This window comes from Alistipes sp. dk3624 (genome assembly GCF_009557455.1).
GTDB classification, from domain to species: Bacteria; Bacteroidota; Bacteroidia; order Bacteroidales; family Rikenellaceae; genus Alistipes_A; species Alistipes_A hominis.
The window spans coordinates 206,710-225,022 of the sequence record NZ_CP045651.1; the positions used below are offsets into that span (position 1 = coordinate 206,710).

General features: G+C 50.8%; 10 protein-coding genes and 1 pseudogene. 9 read left to right on the plus strand and 2 right to left on the minus strand.

The window, feature by feature from the left end:
* Positions 1-178: 178 nt before the first annotated feature.
* Complete coding sequence (locus GFH31_RS00940; protein ID WP_002561005.1) at positions 179-484, minus strand: helix-turn-helix domain-containing protein; 306 nt, start codon at positions 482-484, stop codon at positions 179-181.
* 31 nt (positions 485-515) lie between these two features.
* Complete coding sequence (locus tag GFH31_RS00945; protein WP_019131010.1) at positions 516-815, minus strand: helix-turn-helix domain-containing protein; 300 nt, start codon at positions 813-815, stop codon at positions 516-518.
* Positions 816-1,095: 280 nt separating this feature from the next.
* Here GFH31_RS00945 and GFH31_RS00955 point away from each other — a divergent pair, with 280 nt between their 5' ends.
* The 9 genes and pseudogenes from GFH31_RS00955 to GFH31_RS00995 all read left to right on the plus strand — a co-directional run bounded on the left by GFH31_RS00955 (position 1,096) and on the right by GFH31_RS00995 (position 18,286).
* On the plus strand, positions 1,096-1,452 hold the full coding sequence (locus tag GFH31_RS00955; RefSeq protein WP_002561004.1) for a helix-turn-helix domain-containing protein: 357 nt from the start codon (positions 1,096-1,098) through the stop codon (positions 1,450-1,452).
* A gap of 3 nt (positions 1,453-1,455) precedes the next feature.
* Positions 1,456-1,806, plus strand: coding sequence for a helix-turn-helix domain-containing protein (locus tag GFH31_RS00960; protein WP_004291454.1), 351 nt, complete (start codon positions 1,456-1,458; stop codon positions 1,804-1,806).
* A gap of 20 nt (positions 1,807-1,826) precedes the next feature.
* On the plus strand, positions 1,827-3,395 hold the full coding sequence (locus GFH31_RS00965; RefSeq protein WP_002561002.1) for a DUF3945 domain-containing protein: 1,569 nt from the start codon (positions 1,827-1,829) through the stop codon (positions 3,393-3,395).
* Positions 3,396-3,456: 61 nt separating this feature from the next.
* Positions 3,457-5,544: a type IA DNA topoisomerase gene (gene topB / locus GFH31_RS00970; RefSeq protein WP_002561001.1), complete on the plus strand. Its 2,088-nt coding sequence runs from the start codon at positions 3,457-3,459 to the stop codon at positions 5,542-5,544.
* Positions 5,545-5,783: 239 nt separating this feature from the next.
* Positions 5,784-6,236 (plus strand): DUF1896 domain-containing protein, encoded by a 453-nt coding sequence (locus tag GFH31_RS00975; RefSeq protein ID WP_002561000.1) that lies wholly within the window; start codon positions 5,784-5,786, stop codon positions 6,234-6,236.
* Positions 6,226-12,066 (plus strand): N-6 DNA methylase, encoded by a 5,841-nt coding sequence (locus tag GFH31_RS00980; protein WP_002560999.1) that lies wholly within the window; start codon positions 6,226-6,228, stop codon positions 12,064-12,066. The genes GFH31_RS00975 and GFH31_RS00980 overlap by 11 nt, the downstream gene beginning before the upstream one ends.
* Positions 12,067-12,725: 659 nt before the next feature.
* Positions 12,726-14,651, plus strand: coding sequence for a tetracycline resistance ribosomal protection protein Tet(Q) (gene tet(Q), locus GFH31_RS00985; RefSeq protein ID WP_002560998.1), 1,926 nt, complete (start codon positions 12,726-12,728; stop codon positions 14,649-14,651).
* Positions 14,651-16,971 (plus strand): annotated as a pseudogene (locus GFH31_RS00990) (ATP-binding protein). The gene tet(Q) and the pseudogene GFH31_RS00990 overlap by 1 nt, the downstream one beginning before the upstream one ends.
* Positions 16,964-18,286 carry a sigma-54-dependent transcriptional regulator gene (locus GFH31_RS00995; RefSeq protein ID WP_002560996.1) on the plus strand — a complete coding sequence of 441 codons (1,323 nt, stop codon included), beginning with the start codon at positions 16,964-16,966 and terminating at the stop codon, positions 18,284-18,286. The pseudogene GFH31_RS00990 and the gene GFH31_RS00995 overlap by 8 nt, the downstream one beginning before the upstream one ends.
* Positions 18,287-18,313 lie beyond the last annotated feature (27 nt).

The window sequence follows — 18,313 nt, forward strand, 5'->3', positions numbered from 1 at the left end:
TTAGATTGCGTTAAATGCAAAGTTACAACTTTTTATTAACTATATGAATTTCTAACGATAGAAATTGGTTGGATCAATCAAAAAACTGGTTTTAAGGTCATTAAAACACCCAAGTATATAAAAAGTAAACGGGCAGCACCACAAAATGTCGCCCGTTTCCTTTTTCATGTTGGCCGCCTCACTCCAGCGGCTTGCGGTAGTTCGCTTCCAGCACCTCGCGCAGCCCCGTTTCCGGGTAAAGCACCTTCCCTCCCAAAAGTATGAAGGACAACACGCGGTTGTTGCGGTATTCCTGCAAGGTGCGTCGGCTGACACGGAGCAGTTCCGCCACCTCACCGTCAGTCAGGTAACGTTCCCCGTCCAGCGGAGGGCGGTAACTTTCCAGAAATACAGACAGCCATTTCGAGCCTTTGCGCATATCCTGCATCACAGAGGCTATCGGCTCGTCTTCCATCGTAAAAACATCGTTGGTCTCGTTCATCATAACTTCGGATTCAGTGGGTGAATAAATCAAATCATCTGCCGTGCGAATAGAGCGTGCCGATAAGCGGTATCAACCTCTTAACCTCCTCCGGCTTGTAATAGAACCTGCGGTTTATCTGCGAGTAGCCGATAAGCCGCCTGTCGCGCAGCGTCTGCAACGTGCGCGGGCTTATTCTCAACTGCCCGCAGACCTCCTCGCCCGTGAGCCATCTTTCCATGCGCCCCGTGTCGCTTTTGCGCCTTAGGGCGGCGACCTTCTCCGAGAGTGCGCCGAATGCCGCCACCATCATCTCGAAAGTCTTTTTCTCGATAGATACTATTTCCATATTCATGCAATTATCGGTTTGCCCGCAAAGGTAACGATGCAGCCCTTAACACGTACCGTTTTCCGCTGAAAGGCTGCCTGTTGCACCGTTTGACCGGGTTACGGAGCCATCTTCCGTAAAAATCTTACGTGAGTCACGTAGTGAGTTGTTAAAGCCCCTTTTGTTTATTGCCGAATTTTGTCGCAGAAACATAGAGCAAGCCGAGTGTAGAGCGTCAAACTTGCTTGAACGGTATGCCGAGGCGCAGCCTATGTTCATGAAAATAAACAAAAATAAAGGACTGAATATGAAAGTGATAACGATGGAAAGTTCTGCCTTCCGGTCATTGACGGAACAGATAGCGGAGATTGCGGCACACGTCCGTGCCGCCTCCGGCGACAAGAAAGCGGCATCGCCCGACAGGTTGCTCACCACACGCGAGGCGGCGCACCTGCTTAACGTGAGTACCCGCACCCTCCAGCGTATGCGCAGCGAGCAACGCATCGGTTATGTCGTGCTTCGCGGTAAATGCCGCTACCGGCAGTCGGAAATAGACCGCCTGCTTGAAGCGTGTGCCGTCAACGAGGACGCGGCGACACCGCAGGAATTGAAACGCAACCACACGCTGCGCACTGGCGGCAAACCAAAAGGAAGGAGGACATAGGTCATGGAACTGCTCACACGAAACAACTTCGAGGGCTGGATGCAGAAGCTGATGGAACGGCTCGACCGTCAGGACGAACTGCTGCTGGCGATGAAGGCTGAGGGGAAACAGCCTACTATCACGGAAAGCATCCGCCTTTTCGACAATCAGGATTTGTGCATGCTGCTCCAGATAAGCAAGCGCACACTGCAACGCTACCGCAGTGTCGGCGCATTGCCCTACAAGACACTGGGCAAGAAAACCTATTACAGCGAGGAGGATGTGCTGACATTCCTTTCCAACCATATCAAGGACTTCAAAAAAGAAGATATAGCCTTCTACAAGGCTCGTATCCATAATTTCTTTCATAAATAACCCATTAAAACATTTTTCAAATGGCAAAGAAAAAAGACGAAAAGGACGTGCTGGTAGTCCGTGACGAGAAGACGGGCGAGATCAGCGTGGTAGCCGGGCTGAATGCAGACGACACACCCAAGCGTACCCCTGCGAAAGCTGAGAACGCGCAGAGTTTCCTGCAATTCGACCGACACGGCGACGTGCTGGACAACTTCTTCAAGAACTTCTTCCGGCAGTGCAAGGAACCCAGCCGCTTCGGTTTCTACCGCATCGCGGCAGACCAAGTGGATTCCATGCTTGGCGTGATGAAAGACCTGCTTCAGCATCCGTACCAGAACAAACAAATCCTTGCACCGCACAAAATCGACACCTTCCCTTATCAACAGCAGGTGCAGGAAGAGATGGCGGCACAAAAGACAGAGAAACAAGAACCTCAAAAACAGGAAAACATGGAACAACAGAAAGAACAGCAGGAAAGCCCGCAACAGACGCAGGGCAGACAGGGCTACCAACCCATCAACGAGAGCAAAATCAACTGGCAGGAGCTGGAGGACAGATGGGGCGTGAAGCGTGACGACCTTGAAAAGTCCGGAGACCTTACGAAGATGCTCCACTACGGCAAGTCCGACTTGGTAAAGGTCAAGCCCACCTTCGGCGGCGAATCATTCGAGCTGGACGCCCGCCTCTCCTTCAAGAAGGACGGCGAGGGAAATGTCAGCCTCGTGCCGCACTTCATCCGCAAGGAGCAGAAGTTAGATGAGTACAAGGAACACAAATTCTCCGACGATGACCGGAAGAACCTGCGCGAAACGGGCAACCTCGGCAGGGTCGTGGACATTGTGGACAGGGAAACGGGCGAAATCATCCCCTCCTACATCAGCATCGACCGCAAGACGAATGAAATCACGGACATTCCGGCAAACAAGGTGCGCATCCCGGAGCGCATCGGCAAGACGGAAATCACCAAACAGGAGCAGGACATGCTCCGCGCCGGACTGCCCGTGCGCGACAAGCTCATCGAGCGCAACGACGGCAGGAAGTTCGTCACCACCCTTCAAGTGAACGTGGAGCAGCGCGGCGTGGAGTTCGTGCCGGGAACCGGAAGGTCGCCCCGTACCGCACAGACGCAGGAAGCCAAAGGTGACACCTCGAAAAGTCAGGCGCAAGGCGGGGAAAATGCCGCACAGACCAAGAAGGAGCAACGCCGCAACACGTGGATGAACGAGGACGGCAGCATCCGCCCCATCAGCAAATGGAGCGGCGTGAACTTCACCGACAAGCAGAAAGCCGACTACGTGGCGGGTAAAGCCGTGAAACTGGAGAACGTGACCGACAAGCAGGGCTTCCATGCCACGATGTATATCAAGTTCAACCCGGAGAAGGGCCGCCCGTACCGCTACGAAACGAACCCCGACAACGCCCAGCAGGTCGCCCCGTCCAACGAGAGCCGCACACAGGTGGCGGTGAACAACGAGGGCAAAACCAACGAGGCGACAAAGAACCTGAAAGAGCCTTTGCAGAAAGGTCAGACCGCCCCAAAGGACGACCGCCAGCAACAGCAGCAGGAGAAGCCGAAAAAGAAGAACAACAAAGGCATGAAAATGTAATCCCGTGTCCGCCACTGAATCCAAAATAAAATCCAAAGTATCAACAAAAAAGCAAGAAAACATGAAGACAATCATTGCAGAAAAGCCCTCCGTGGCACGTGAAATCGCCCGCATCGTGGGCGCGACAAAGAGAGAGGAAGGATATTTCGAAGGAGGCGGCTATGCCGTGACATGGGCATTCGGACACCTCGTTCAGCTTGCCATGCCCGACGGCTACGGCGTGCGCGGATTTGTCCGTGACAACCTCCCGATTATTCCCGACACATTCACGCTCGTCCCCCGTCAGGTCAGGACGGAGAAAGGTTACAAGCCCGACAGCGGCGTGGTGTCGCAGATAAAAGTCATCAAAAGACTGTTCGACACAAGCGAACAAATCATCGTGGCGACCGATGCCGGACGCGAGGGAGAGCTTATCTTCCGCTACCTCTACCACTATACGGGTTGCACCACTCCTTTCGTGCGTCTGTGGATCAGCTCGCTCACCGACAAGGCTATCCGTGAGGGACTGCGCAACCTCGAAGACGGCAGCAGGTACGACAACCTATACCTCGCCGCCAAAGCGCGGAGCGAATCCGACTGGCTCGTGGGCATCAACGGCACTCAGGCGTTATCCATAGCCGCCGGACATGGCACGTATTCGGTGGGGCGTGTGCAGACACCCACGCTGGCGATGGTGTGTGAACGCTATTGGGAGAACCGCCGTTTTACGTCCGAAGCATTCTGGCAGCTCCATATCGCAACAGACGGTTGCGACGGCGAGGTCGTGAAACTCTCATCCTCCGAGAAATGGAAGTCGAAAGAACCGGCAACGGAGCTATATAATAAGGTAAAGGCGGCAGGCAGCGCAACGGTAACGAAAGCAGAGCGTAAGGAGAAGACGGAGGAAACTCCCTTGCTGTACGACCTGACCACGCTCCAAAAAGAAGCCAACGCCAAGCACGGCTTCACGGCGGAACAGACGCTTGAAATCGCGCAGAAGCTCTACGAGAAGAAGTTGATAACCTATCCGAGAACGGGAAGCCGCTACATCCCCGAAGACGTGTTCGCTGAAATCCCCAAGCTACTCGCCTTTATCGGCACGCAGCCCGAATGGAAAGACAAGGTGCGGGCAAAAGCCATCCCGACACGCCGTAGCGTGGATGACGGCAAGGTAACAGACCACCATGCCCTGCTCGTCACGGGAGAGAAACCGCTCTTCCTCTCCAAAGAGGACAGCACCATTTATCAGATGATTGCCGGACGAATGATAGAGGCATTCTCCGAAAAATGCGTCAAGGACGTGACTGCTGTCACGGCAGAATGTGCCGGAGTGGAGTTCACCGTGAAAGGCAGTGTCGTGAAGCAAGCCGGATGGCGTGCCGTCTATGGCGAGGAAAAGGAGGAAACTACCATCCCCGGCTGGCAGGATGGCGACACGCTCACGCTGAAAGCCACCTCCATCACCGAAGGAAAGACCAAACCCAAGCCGCTGCATACCGAAGCCACCCTGCTCTCGGCAATGGAAACAGCGGGCAAGGAAATTGAGGACGACGCGCTGCGGCAGGCGATGAAGGACTGCGGCATCGGCACTCCCGCCACACGAGCGTCCATCATCGAAACGCTTTTCAAGCGCGGTTACATGGAACGCTGCAAGAAGTCGCTTGTTCCCACCGAAAAGGGACTCGCCCTCAATTCCGTGGTGAAGACGATGCGCATCGCCGATGTAGCCATGACGGGCGAATGGGAAAAGGAACTGGCACGTATCGAGCGCGGGGAACTGCCCGCCGACACTTTCCGCAAGGAGATAGAGGCGTACACACGGGAAATCACCTCCGAACTGCTCTCGTGCGACAAGCTCTTCGGCAGCCGTGATTCCGGCTGCGCGTGTCCCAAGTGCGGCACGGGCAGGATGCGGTTCTACGGCAAGGTGGTACGTTGCGACAACACGGAGTGCGGACTGCCCGTGTTCCGGCAGAAAGCGGGACGCACCCTGTCCGACGACGAAATCAAAGACCTGCTCACCGACGGGCACACCAAGCCGCTCAAAGGCTTCAAGAGCAAGCAGGGCAAGAACTTCGATGCCATAGTCGCCTTTGACGGGGAATATAACACGACGTTCGTGTTCCCGGAAAAGAAATGCAAGTCTTCCTATCCGAAAAAAAGGAAATAATCACTAACTTTTGATAAGTTAGGCTGCATCTCAACAATAGAAACAAACAAGTTTTTTTCGTATTGTCTTCGATTTGCACTAACTTTGCCACTTGTTCAGAGTAATGAATTGTTCTTCGATACCGGATTACACTCATACTTTGGATTTAGTGGTGGCACTCGGAGGGATACCGAGTGCCTTTTTCTTCCTTTTTCCAATCAATTATCCCGTTAAATATCAATCCACTAAACTCCAAAGTAATGAACAACAAGAAGAAAAACGAGGGTCAGACCGACTTTTCCTATTACGGTCTGTACCTGCTGGACTACCTCCGCACGAACAAGTTTGAACAGGCGACTGACACCGCTTTCATACGGGAACGGGCCGACCGTGCCGCCGAAACGTATGAAAAGGCGCGGCTCGAAGGCTATCCCGCCGATGGCGCGCAAGAGCAGGCGATGGACACGCTGCTGCGCGGGCTGCGCTATTCCCGGTACGCCATTCTCCGTGAAGTCGTGGAGAGCGAGTTTTTCGACGAAGTGCCGGAAGAGAAACAAGAAGCCTTTATTCTGAAACTCATGCCGCTTGTCGGCAACGTGTTCTCCGTCTATGACCTTTCGGACGACAACTTCGCCCTGTCTTCCGATTACGACCTGCTCTACACGGAGCTGACGGGGGCAACCGTCCTTTACATCGGGGAATATGGCGTTTAACCGCAAACAGAAACTGCGGGACAACATCGAGGCGATACGGACGGCATTCATCCTTGACAGGGAAAACAGGACAGCGACAACCGAAGAGCGTGCCATACTTCAAAGGTACTGCGGTTTCGGCGGTCTGAAATGTATCCTCAACCCTGCAAAGGAACTGACGGATGCCGTCCGGTGGGCGAAATCCGACCTCGAACTGTTCGCCCCGACAGTGGAGTTGCACAGGCTTATCCGTGAGAACAGCAAGGACGAAACAGAGTACAAGCGGTTTGTGGATTCGCTGAAAGCGTCCGTGCTGACCGCTTTCTACACCCCCAAAGAGATAACCGACACCATCGCGGACGTGCTGGCAGATTACAGCGTCCGCCCCGCCCGTATGCTCGAACCGTCGGCGGGGGTTGGCGTGTTCGTGGATTCCATGCTGCGGCACAACCCCAATGCGGATGTGATGGCTTTCGAGAAGGATCTGCTCACGGGTACAATCCTGAGGCATCTCTATCCCGGCAAGAAAACGCGCACCTGCGGTTTTGAGAAAATCGAAAGACCGTTCAACAATTATTTCGACTTGGCGGTGTCCAACATTCCGTTCGGAGACATAGCCGTGTTCGACCCTGAGTTTCAGCGGAGCGACTCATTCGGCAGACGCTCCGCCCAGAAAGCCATCCACAACTATTTCTTTCTCAAAGGACTGGATGCCGTGCGTGACGGCGGTATCGTGGCGTTCATCACCTCGCAAGGGGTATTGAACAGCACCAAGACCTCCGTGCGTAACGAGCTGTTCAGTAAGGCTGATCTGGTATCCGCGATACGCCTGCCCAACAACCTGTTCACGGACAACGCGGGGACAGAAGTGGGCAGTGACCTGATTGTCCTGCAAAAGAACCTCAGCAAGAAGGAAATGTCGCAGGACGAGCGGCTGATGACCGTAATACAGACGGACACGAAAACCGACCTGACCGACAACGCCTATTTCATCCACCACCCGGAACGCATCGTGCATACGACGGCGAAACTTGACACCGACCCATACGGGAAGCCCGCTATGGTCTATCTGCACGAGGGCAAGGCAGCAGGCATCGCCGGGGATTTGCACCGTATGCTCGACGAGGATTTCCATTACAGGCTCGCCATGCGTCTGTATTCGGGTTCAATCCGGCAGTCGGGAACGGAAGAAAAAGTTACCGTTCAAAAGGAGGTGGAGCGTACTGCCATAAAGATGGAAACAACATCTTCGATGCAGGCGGTGGAAACTCCGACGGAGAAACCGCAACCCACAGAGGAAAAGCCGGAGATAGAGCCACGTCCGAAATATTCTGACGGTGTGCAGCTATCCTTGCTCGATCTCTGGGGGATGACGGAAGAAGTCAGCCAACAACCGAAAACCGCCAAAAAGAAAAAGGAGGCGAAAAAGGAAAGCTCGGCAAGGCGCGTTCTACCCAAGCCACAGGTGCATGTCACACAAAATGTTACGGCTGTGCCGACGGCTACCACCCCTAAGACTGTAACAGAGAACAAGGAGGCTAAAACGGAGAACACCGCCAAGCCTGCCGACCCGGACGACATCTATGCCACGTTGGACTGGGATACCAATCCTCCCATCAACGGCTTCTACGAGATGATGATGGATTTGACGCCGGAACGCAGGAAGGAACTTCGGGAACTGGCAAGGCAGCATAACGAGAAACAAGCGGCGGCGGAAAAGATGGAAGTGAAAGCCGTGCCGGACACTCCCCGTGAGCAACCACGGCAGGAGGAAACACAGCCGGAAGCAGTCACCGCACCTGCCGTTACAGATACCCCACCGGAAGCGGTGGCGACCTCCCTTTTCCCCGACATCGAAGCGGAGAAGCCGAAGGAAGAAGTCGTGGACCTTTCGCCGCGTGCCTACCACCGCACGCCGGAGATGCACCTGCGCGAAGGGTCGCTGGTGGCTGACAGGGGGCGTCATAACATCGGCTACCTGAAGGACATCACGCCATACGGGGCGACATTCCAGCCGCTCGACCTGAAAGGCTACCAGAAGGAGAAGGCGTTACAGTATGTTTTACTCCGTGACGCCTACGAGCGGCTGTACCGCTATGAATCGAACCTGCATGAAGCAAATGTCCCGTGGCGAGAGCATCTAAACACCTGTTACGATGAGTTTGTCATGCGCTACGGCAACCTCAACGCCAAGCAGAACGTGAAGTTAGTGATGATGGACGCGGGCGGGCGTGACATCCTTTCGCTGGAACGGGCGGAGAACGGGAAGTTTGTCAAGGCGGACATCTTCGAGCGTCCCGTTTCCTTCTCCGTGGAGAGCCATGCCAACGTCGGCTCACCCGAAGAAGCACTGTCCGCGTCGCTCAACAAGTTCGGCACTGTCGATCTCGACTATATGCGGGAGATAACCGACAGTACGGCGGAGGATTTGCTCACAGCCCTGCAAGGGCGCATCTATTACAATCCGCTCGTAACCGGTTACGAGATTAAGGACCGCTTTATTGCCGGAAACGTGATAGAGAAAGCGGAACGCATAGAGGCTTGGATGGGCGAAAACCCCGAAAGTGAACGTATGCCGGAGGTGAAGCAGGCGTTGGAGGCTCTGAAAGATGCCGAACCGCCGCGCATCGCTTTTGAAGACCTTGATTTCAATTTCGGGGAACGCTGGATTCCGACGGGTGTCTATGCCGCCTACATGAGCCGGCTGTTCGACACGGAGGTGAAAATCGCCTACTCTGCAAGCATGGACGAGTTTTCGGTGGCGTGCGGCTACCGCACCATGAAAATCACGGACGAGTTTCTGGTGAAGGGGTATTACCGTAACTATGACGGCATGCACCTTCTGAAACACGCCCTGCACAACACCTGTCCCGACATGATGAAGTCCATCGGCAGGGACGAGCATGGCAACGACATCAAGGTGCGCGACAGCGAGGGAATACAGCTCGCCAACGCCAAGATTGACGAGATACGAAACGGCTTCTCCGAATGGCTCGAAGAGCAGTCGCCACAGTTCAAGGAGCGGCTGACGACGATGTATAACCGCAAGTTCAACTGTTTCGTGCGCCCGAAGTATGACGGCTCGCATCAGACTTTTCCCGACCTCAATCTGAAAGGGCTGGCAAGCCGGGGCATCAGGAGCGTCTATCCCTCGCAGATGGATTGCGTCTGGATGCTGAAACAGAACGGCGGCGGAATTTGTGACCACGAGGTTGGAACCGGCAAGACGCTGATAATGTGCATCGCCGCGCATGAAATGAAGCGTCTGAACTTGGCGCACAAGCCGATGATTATCGGGCTGAAAGCCAATGTTGCGGAGATTGCCGCCACCTATCAAGCGGCATATCCCAACGCGAGGATTCTGTACGCTTCGGAGAAAGACTTTTCGACCGCCAACCGCGTGCGTTTCTTCAACAACATCAAGAACAACGACTACGATTGTGTCATTATGTCGCACGACCAGTTCGGCAAGATACCGCAGTCGCCGGAGTTGCAGCAGCGCATCCTGCAAGCGGAGCTTGACACGGTGGAGGAAAACCTCGAAGTGCTGCGCCAGCAGGGAAAGAACGTATCGCGGGCGATGCTGAAAGGTCTGGAGAAGCGCAAGCATAACCTTGAAGCGAAATTGGAGAAGGTGGAACACGCCATAAAGTCACGCACGGACGACGTGGTGGACTTCAAGCAGATGGGCATCGACCACATTTTCATTGATGAATCGCACCAGTTCAAGAATCTGACTTTCAACACGCGCCACGACCGTGTGGCGGGATTGGGGAACAGCGAGGGAAGCCAGAAGGCACTGAACATGCTCTTTGCTATCCGCACCATACAGGAGCGCACGGGCAAGGACTTGGGGGCGACCTTCCTCTCCGGCACGACTATCAGCAACTCGCTGACTGAGCTGTACCTGCTGTTCAAGTACCTGCGCCCGAAGGAGCTGGAACGGCAGGACATTCGATGTTTTGATGCGTGGTCGGCGATATTTGCCAAGAAGACAACGGATTTTGAGTTCAACGTGACGAACAACGTGGTGCAGAAGGAGCGTTTCCGCTACTTCATCAAAGTGCCGGAGCTTGCCGCCTTCTATAATGAAATCACGGACTACCGCACGGCGGAGGATGTGGGCGTGGACCGTCCCAACAAAAACGAGATACTGCACCACATACCGCCCACGCCGGAGCAGGAGGACTTCATACAGAAGCTGATGCAATTCGCCAAGACGGGCGACGCCACCCTGTTGGGCAGACTGCCGCTTTCGGAAACGGAGGAAAAGGCGAAGATGCTTATCGCCACGGACTATGCCCGGAAGATGGCACTCGACATGCGCATGATAGACCCGCATTACGAAGACCACCCCGACAACAAGGCGAGCCACTGTGCCAAAATAATCGCGGAGTATTATCAAAAATACGACGCGCAGAAAGGCACGCAGTTCGTTTTCTCTGACTTGGGGACTTACCAGCCGGGCGATGGGTGGAACGTCTATTCGGAAATCAAGCGCAAACTGACGGAGGACTACGGCATACCGCCAAGCGAGGTGCGCTTCATTCAGGAGTGCAAGACCGACAAGGCTCGGAAGGCGGTGATAGATGCCATGAACGCCGGGACGGTGCGTGTGCTGTTCGGCTCCACCTCCATGCTCGGAACGGGTGTGAACGCACAGAAACGGTGTGTGGCAATTCATCATCTTGATACGCCGTGGCGACCGTCCGACCTGCAACAGCGTGACGGACGGGGAGTTAGAGCAGGCAACGAGATAGCCAAGCATTTCGCCGGGAACAACGTGGACGTAATAATCTACGCGGTGGAAAAATCACTGGACAGTTACAAGTTCAACCTCCTGCACTGCAAGCAGACTTTCATCAGCCAGCTTAAAAGCGGTGCTATGGAAGCGCGTACCATCGACGAGGGGGCAATGGACGAGAAATCGGGCATGAACTTCTCGGAATATATGGCGTTGCTATCCGGCAACACCGACCTGCTGGACAAGGCGAAACTGGAAAAACGTATCGCCTCGCTCGAAGGGGAACGCAAGTCGTTCAACAAGGGCAAGCGTGATTCGGAGTTCAAGCTGGAATCGAAGACCCGCGAGCTGGGCAACAACACAGCTTTCATAGATGCCATGACGGAGGACTGGAACCGCTTCCTCTCTGTGGTGCAGACCGACAAGGAGGGCAATCACCTTAATATAATAAAGGTGGACGGAGTGGATTCCGCCGATGAGAAAGTCATCGGAAAGCGTTTGCAGGAGATAGCCAAGAATGCCACGACCGGAGGGTTGTACACGCAGGTTGGAGAGTTTTACGGTTTCCCGATAAAGGTGGTCAGCGAAAGGATACTCAAAGAGGGATTGGAGTTTACCGACAACCGCTTCGTGGTCGAGGGGAACTACAAGTACACCTACAACAACGGGCATCTGGCGCTGGCTGACCCGTTGGCCGCCGCCCGCAACTTCCTCAACGCGATTGAGAGAATCCCCTCCATCATCGACCAGTATAAAGCGAAGAATGAGGTCTTGGAACGTGAGATACCGCAGTTGCAGGAGATAGCAGGCAAGGTGTGGAAGAAGGAGGAAGAACTGAAACAGTTGAAGTCCGAACTTGCCGCCCTTGACCGCAAGATACAGCTGGAACTTGCGCCGCCTACACCCGAAATCACCGAAAAGGAGCATGAAGGGCAACAGGTCAAACCGGAAGCGAAAGGTGTGCGAAACGGTATCAGGCAATATCCCGAAGATACATCACCGCAAATACGCAATCCATCGGAAAGTATTATCGCCAATCACACCATAACTGGGCATCCGGGGCTGTATGCCAAGGAGGAAACCCGGTCCAAAGGATTGAAAATATAACCTTAGGAATTTTATCTGAAGTATTAATAAGGGCTATCCCAAAAGGTCTAAAAGTAAATTTTATCCTTTCTGCAAGTATCTGTAGGATGGCAACTGCATTTTTTTTCTTTTTGGGCAGCCCTTATTAAAATTTATTCTTATTTTAGGTTATATACATTCATGTCCATTTATGTAAAAAATCCTGCTGACCTTGTTTATGTCTTGTCAGTCACCATTTGCAAAACCATATTTGACCCTCAAAGAGGCTGAATTTGATAAGCAACTTGCTACATACTCATAATAAGGAGCTAAATAGAACACGAATGGGAAATACTCAAATGCCAAACTAAAGAAGATATTGGCCAAAATAAACGTTATACCGAGAGAGAAACTTGATTTTTTTCAACTTCCTAAAACGTTGTTGTTCAAACATTTCTACTTATTTGTACTTACCAGTTGAACCTACGCTTCCCTAATAAAATGTCTATGGTAAAAAGTTAAAAAATCCTCCCACTTTTGTTAGATATATTTTTTTGTGTAATTTTGTAATCGTTATGCGGCAGTAATAATATACATATTAATACGAGTTAGTAATCCTGTAGTTCTCACATGCTACGAGGAGGTATTAAAAGGTGCGTTTCGACAATGCATCTATTGTAGTATATTATTGCTTAATCCAAATGAATATTATAAATTTAGGAATTCTTGCTCACATTGATGCAGGAAAAACTTCCGTAACCGAGAATCTGCTGTTTGCCAGTGGAGCAACGGAAAAGTGCGGCCGTGTGGATAATGGTGACACCATAACAGACTCTATGGATATAGAGAAACGTAGAGGAATTACTGTTCGGGCTTCTACGACATCTATTATCTGGAATGGAGTGAAATGCAATATCATTGACACTCCGGGACACATGGATTTTATTGCGGAAGTGGAGCGGACATTCAAAATGCTTGATGGAGCAGTCCTCATCTTATCCGCAAAGGAAGGCATACAAGCGCAAACAAAGTTGCTGTTCAATACTTTACAAAAACTGCAAATCCCGACAATTATATTTATCAATAAAATTGACCGTGACGGTGTGAATTTAGAGCGTTTGTATCTGGATATAAAAACAAATCTGTCTCAAGATGTCCTGTTTATGCAAACTGTTGTCGATGGATTGGTTTATCCGATTTGCTCCCAAACATATATAAAGGAAGAATACAAAGAATTTGTATGCAACCATGACGACAATATATTAGAACGATATTTGGCGGATAGCGAAATTTCACCGGCTGATTATTGGAATACGATAATCGATCTTGTGGCAAAAGCCAAAGTCTATCCGGTACTACATGGATCAGCAATGTTCAATATCGGTATCAATGAGTTGTTGGACGCCATCTCTTCTTTTATACTTCCTCCAGAATCAGTCTCAAACAGACTTTCAGCTTATCTCTATAAGATAGAGCATGACCCCAAAGGACATAAAAGAAGTTTTCTAAAAATAATTGACGGAAGTCTGAGACTTCGAGACATTGTAAGAATCAACGATTCGGAAAAATTCATCAAGATTAAAAATCTAAAGACTATTTATCAGGGCAGAGAGATAAATGTTGATGAAGTGGGGGCCAATGATATCGCGATTGTAGAAGATATGGAAGATTTTCGAATCGGAGATTATTTAGGTACTAAACCTTGTTTGATTCAAGGGTTATCTCATCAGCATCCCGCTCTCAAATCCTCCGTCCGGCCAGACAGGTCCGAAGAGAGAAGCAAGGTGATATCCGCTCTGAATACATTGTGGATTGAAGACCCGTCTTTGTCCTTTTCCATAAACTCATATAGTGATGAATTGGAAATCTCGTTATATGGTTTGACACAAAAGGAAATCATACAGACATTGCTGGAAGAACGATTTTCCGTAAAGGTCCATTTTGATGAGATCAAGACTATCTACAAAGAACGACCTGTAAAAAAGGTCAATAAGATTATTCAGATCGAAGTGCCACCCAACCCTTACTGGGCCACAATAGGGCTGACGCTTGAACCCTTGCCGTTAGGGACAGGGTTGCAAATCGAAAGTGACATCTCCTATGGTTATCTGAACCATTCTTTTCAAAATGCCGTTTTTGAAGGGATTCGTATGTCTTGCCAATCTGGTTTACATGGATGGGAAGTGACTGATCTGAAAGTAACTTTTACTCAAGCCGAGTATTATAGCCCGGTAAGTACACCTGCTGATTTCAGACAGCTGACCCCTTATGTCTTCAGGCTGGCCTTGCAACAGTCAGGTGTGGACATTCTCGAACCGATGCTCTATTTTGAGTTGCAGATACCCCAAGCGGCAAGTTCCAAAGCTATTACAGATTTGCAAAAAATGATGTCTGAGATTGAAGACATCAGTTGCAATAATGAGTGGTGTCATATTAAAGGGAAAGTTCCATTAAATACAAGTAAAGACTACGCCTCAGAAGTAAGTTCATACACTAAGGGCTTAGGCGTTTTTATGGTCAAGCCATGCGGGTATCAAATAACAAAAGGCGATTATTCTGATAATATCCGCATGAACGAAAAAGATAAACTTTTATTCATGTTCCAAAAATCAATGTCATCAAAATAATGGAGCGGTCAGGAAATTTCTATAAGGCAATACAGTTGGGATATATACTTATCTCCATTCTTATCGGATGTATGGCATATAATAGCCTCTATGAATGGCAGGAGATAGAAGCATTAGAACTTGGCAATAAAAAAATAGACGAGCTCCGAAAAGAAATAAACAATATCAATATTCAAATGATAAAATTTTCTCTATTGGGTGAAACAATACTGGAATGGAACGATAAAGATATCGAGCATTACCATGCACGGCGTATGGCAATGGACAGTATGCTCTGCCGTTTCAAGGCCACCTATCCAGCAGAGCGCATCGATAGTGTGCGCAGTCTTTTAGAGGATAAGGAACGACAGATGTTCCAGATAGTCCGGTTAATGGATGAACAACAATCTATTAACAAGAAGATAGCCAATCAAATTCCGGTTATTGTGCAGAAAAGTGTGCAGGAACAGTCCAAAAAGCCAAAACGAAAAGGTTTCTTGGGCATCTTTGGCAAAAAAGAGGGAACGAAGCCAACGACAACAACGACTACGCTCCGTTCATCCAATAGAAACATGGTCAACGAACAGAAAGCGCAGAGCCGTCGATTGTCAGAACAAGCCGATAGTCTTGCTGCCCGTAATGCAGAACTTAACAGACAACTGCAAGGATTGATTTGCCAAATCGAAAAGAAGGTACAATCTGATTTACAAAATAGAGAAAGCGAGATAACAGCGATGCGTAAAAAATCATTTATGCAGATAGGCGGCTTGATGGGATTTGTTCTTTTGCTGTTGGTCATTTCCTATATCATCATACACCGTGATGCAAAGAACATTAAACGATACAAACGCAAGACAACGGATTTGATCGAGCAATTGGAACAGTCCGTGCAACAAAATGAGGTACTCATAACCTCCCGAAAGAAAGCGGTACATACTATTACCCATGAGTTGCGTACACCACTGACGGCAATAACTGGCTATACCGAACTTTTGCGGAAAGAATGCAATAGCGGTAATAATGGGCAATATATCCGAAATATACTGCAATCCTCCGACCGTATGCGGGATATGCTCAACACTTTGCTTGACTTCTTCCGCCTGGACAACGGCAAGGAACAGCCCCGTCTGTCACCCTGCCGGATTTCTGCAATCACGCACACACTTGAAACGGAGTTCATTCCTGTTGCAGTGAACAAAGGGGGTTGTCCTTGTCCGTGAAGACTGGACACGATGCCATTGTATTGACCGACAAAGAGCGAATAATACAAATCGGGAATAACCTGCTGTCAAACGCAGTCAAGTTCACAGAAGAAGGCGGTGTTTCTTTGATTACTGAATATGATAATGGAGTTCTGACACTGGTCGTTGAAGATACAGGTACAGGCATGACAGAAGAGGAACAGAAACAAGCGTTCGGTGCGTTTGAACGTCTATCAAATGCCGCCGCAAAGGAGGGTTTCGGGCTTGGGCTTGCCATAATGCGTAATATTGTGTCGATGCTTGGCGGAACAATCCGTTTGGACAGCAAGAAAGGGAAAGGCAGTCGTTTCACAGTTGAAATTTCTATGCAGGAAGCTGAAGAACAGCTTGGATATACAAGCAATACACCTGTTTATCATAACAATAAATTCCATGATGTTGTCGCCATTGACAATGATGAGGTATTACTTCTGATGCTGAAAGAGATGTACTCCCAAGAAGGAATACACTGCGACACTTGCACCGATGCTGCGGAACTGATGGAAATGATACGCCAGAAAGAATACAGCCTGTTGCTGACAGACTTGAATATGCCCGGTATAAACGGTTTCGAATTACTGGAACTGTTGCGTTCGTCCAACGTGGGCAATTCACCAACAATCCCGGTGGTTGTGGCAACCGCTTCGGGCAGTTGTAACAAAGGGGAACTATTGGCAAAAGGCTTTGCCGGATGCCTGTTCAAGCCGTTCTCCATATCGGAGTTGATGGAGGTTTCCGACAGGTGTGCCATAAAAGAAACACCGGACGGGAAACCGGATTTTTCAGCTTTGCTGTCTTACGGCAATGAAGCCGTTATGCTGGAAAAGTTGATGACGGAAACTGAAAAAGAGATGCAGACAATACGGGAAGCGGCAACAGAAAAAGACCTGCAAAAGCTGGATTCCCTGACACACCACCTGCGCAGCTCGTGGGAGGTGCTACGTGCCGACCAACCGCTAAATGTACTTTACAGATTGCTTCATGGCGATGTACTCCCGGATGGTGAAGCGTTAAGCCATGCCGTGACTGCCGTGCTGGATAAGGGAGCGGAAATAATCCGGTTGGCAGAAGAGGAAAGGAGAAAATACGAAGATGGATAAGACAACAATAATTGTGGTAGAAGACAATATCGTGTACTGCGAGTTTGTCTGCAACATGCTGGCGCGGGAGGGCTACCGCACCGTGAAGGCTTACCACCTCTCAACCGCGAAGAAACATCTACAACAGGCGACAGATAATGACATCGTGGTTGCCGACCTGCGCCTGCCTGACGGTAACGGCATTGACCTTTTGCGCTGGATGCGAAAGGAGGGAAAGATGCAGCCCTTCATCATTATGACCGACTACGCCGAAGTTAATACCGCCGTGGAAAGCATGAAACTCGGCTCGATAGACTATATTCCCAAACAGCTTGTGGAGGATAAACTTGTCCCCCTGATCCGTTCCATACTGAAAGAACGTCAGGCAGGACAACGCCGTATGCCTGTGTTCGCCCGTGACGGTTCCGCATTTCAGAAAATCATGCACCGTATAAGGCTGGTAGCCGCTACCGATATGAGCGTGATGATATTCGGAGAGAACGGCACGGGTAAGGAACATATTGCCCACCACCTGCACGACAAGAGCAAGCGGGCAGTCAAGCCATTCGTGGCGGTGGACTGCGGTTCACTCACCAAAGAGCTTGCGCCCTCGGCCTTCTTCGGACACGTCAAGGGAGCGTTTACAGGAGCAGATTGTGCCAAGAAAGGATATTTCCATGAGGCGGAAGGCGGCACGCTGTTTCTGGACGAGGTAGGAAACCTCGCGTTGGAAACCCAACAGATGTTGCTCCGCGCCATACAGGAGAGGCGGTATCGCCCGGTCGGAGACAAGGCAGACAGGAGTTTCAATGTCCGCATCATCGCCGCCACCAACGAGGATCTGGAAGCGGCAGTGAGTGAAAAGCGTTTTCGGCAGGATCTTCTGTACCGCCTGCACGACTTCGGGATAACCGTTCCTCCGTTGCGTGACTGTCAGGAAGACATCATGCCGCTGGCAGAGTTCTTCCGTGATATGGCAAACAGAGAGCTGGAGTGTAGCGTGAGCGGGTTCAGTTCCGAAGCACGTAAAGCGTTGCTGACACACGCATGGCCGGGCAACGTGCGGGAACTTCGGCAGAAAGTTATGGGTGCTGTATTGCAGGCGCAGGAAGGTGTTGTCATGAAAGAGCATCTGGAACTTGCCGTGACGAAACCGACCTCTACTGTCAACTTCGCCCTGCGCAATGACGCGGAGGATAAGGAGCGGATATTGCGTGCGTTGAAACAGGCAAACGGCAACCGGAGTGTCGCCGCCGAACTGCTCGGAATAGGCAGGACAACACTATACAGCAAACTTGAAGAGTATGGACTTAAATATAAATTCAAGCAATCATAGCCTGTAATTCACTGAATTTGGCTATCT

Coding starts and splice junctions, on each gene's coding strand:
- GFH31_RS00960 (WP_004291454.1), top strand. CDS start 1,456: ATGGAACTGCTCACACGAAACAACTTCGAGGGCTGGATGCAGAAGCTG.
- GFH31_RS00980 (WP_002560999.1), top strand. CDS start 6,226: ATGGCGTTTAACCGCAAACAGAAACTGCGGGACAACATCGAGGCGATA.
- GFH31_RS00975 (WP_002561000.1), top strand. CDS start 5,784: ATGAACAACAAGAAGAAAAACGAGGGTCAGACCGACTTTTCCTATTAC.
- GFH31_RS00955 (WP_002561004.1), top strand. CDS start 1,096: ATGAAAGTGATAACGATGGAAAGTTCTGCCTTCCGGTCATTGACGGAA.
- GFH31_RS00945 (WP_019131010.1), bottom strand. CDS start 815: ATGAATATGGAAATAGTATCTATCGAGAAAAAGACTTTCGAGATGATG.
- topB (WP_002561001.1), top strand. CDS start 3,457: ATGAAGACAATCATTGCAGAAAAGCCCTCCGTGGCACGTGAAATCGCC.
- GFH31_RS00995 (WP_002560996.1), top strand. CDS start 16,964: ATGGATAAGACAACAATAATTGTGGTAGAAGACAATATCGTGTACTGC.
- GFH31_RS00940 (WP_002561005.1), bottom strand. CDS start 484: ATGATGAACGAGACCAACGATGTTTTTACGATGGAAGACGAGCCGATA.
- GFH31_RS00965 (WP_002561002.1), top strand. CDS start 1,827: ATGGCAAAGAAAAAAGACGAAAAGGACGTGCTGGTAGTCCGTGACGAG.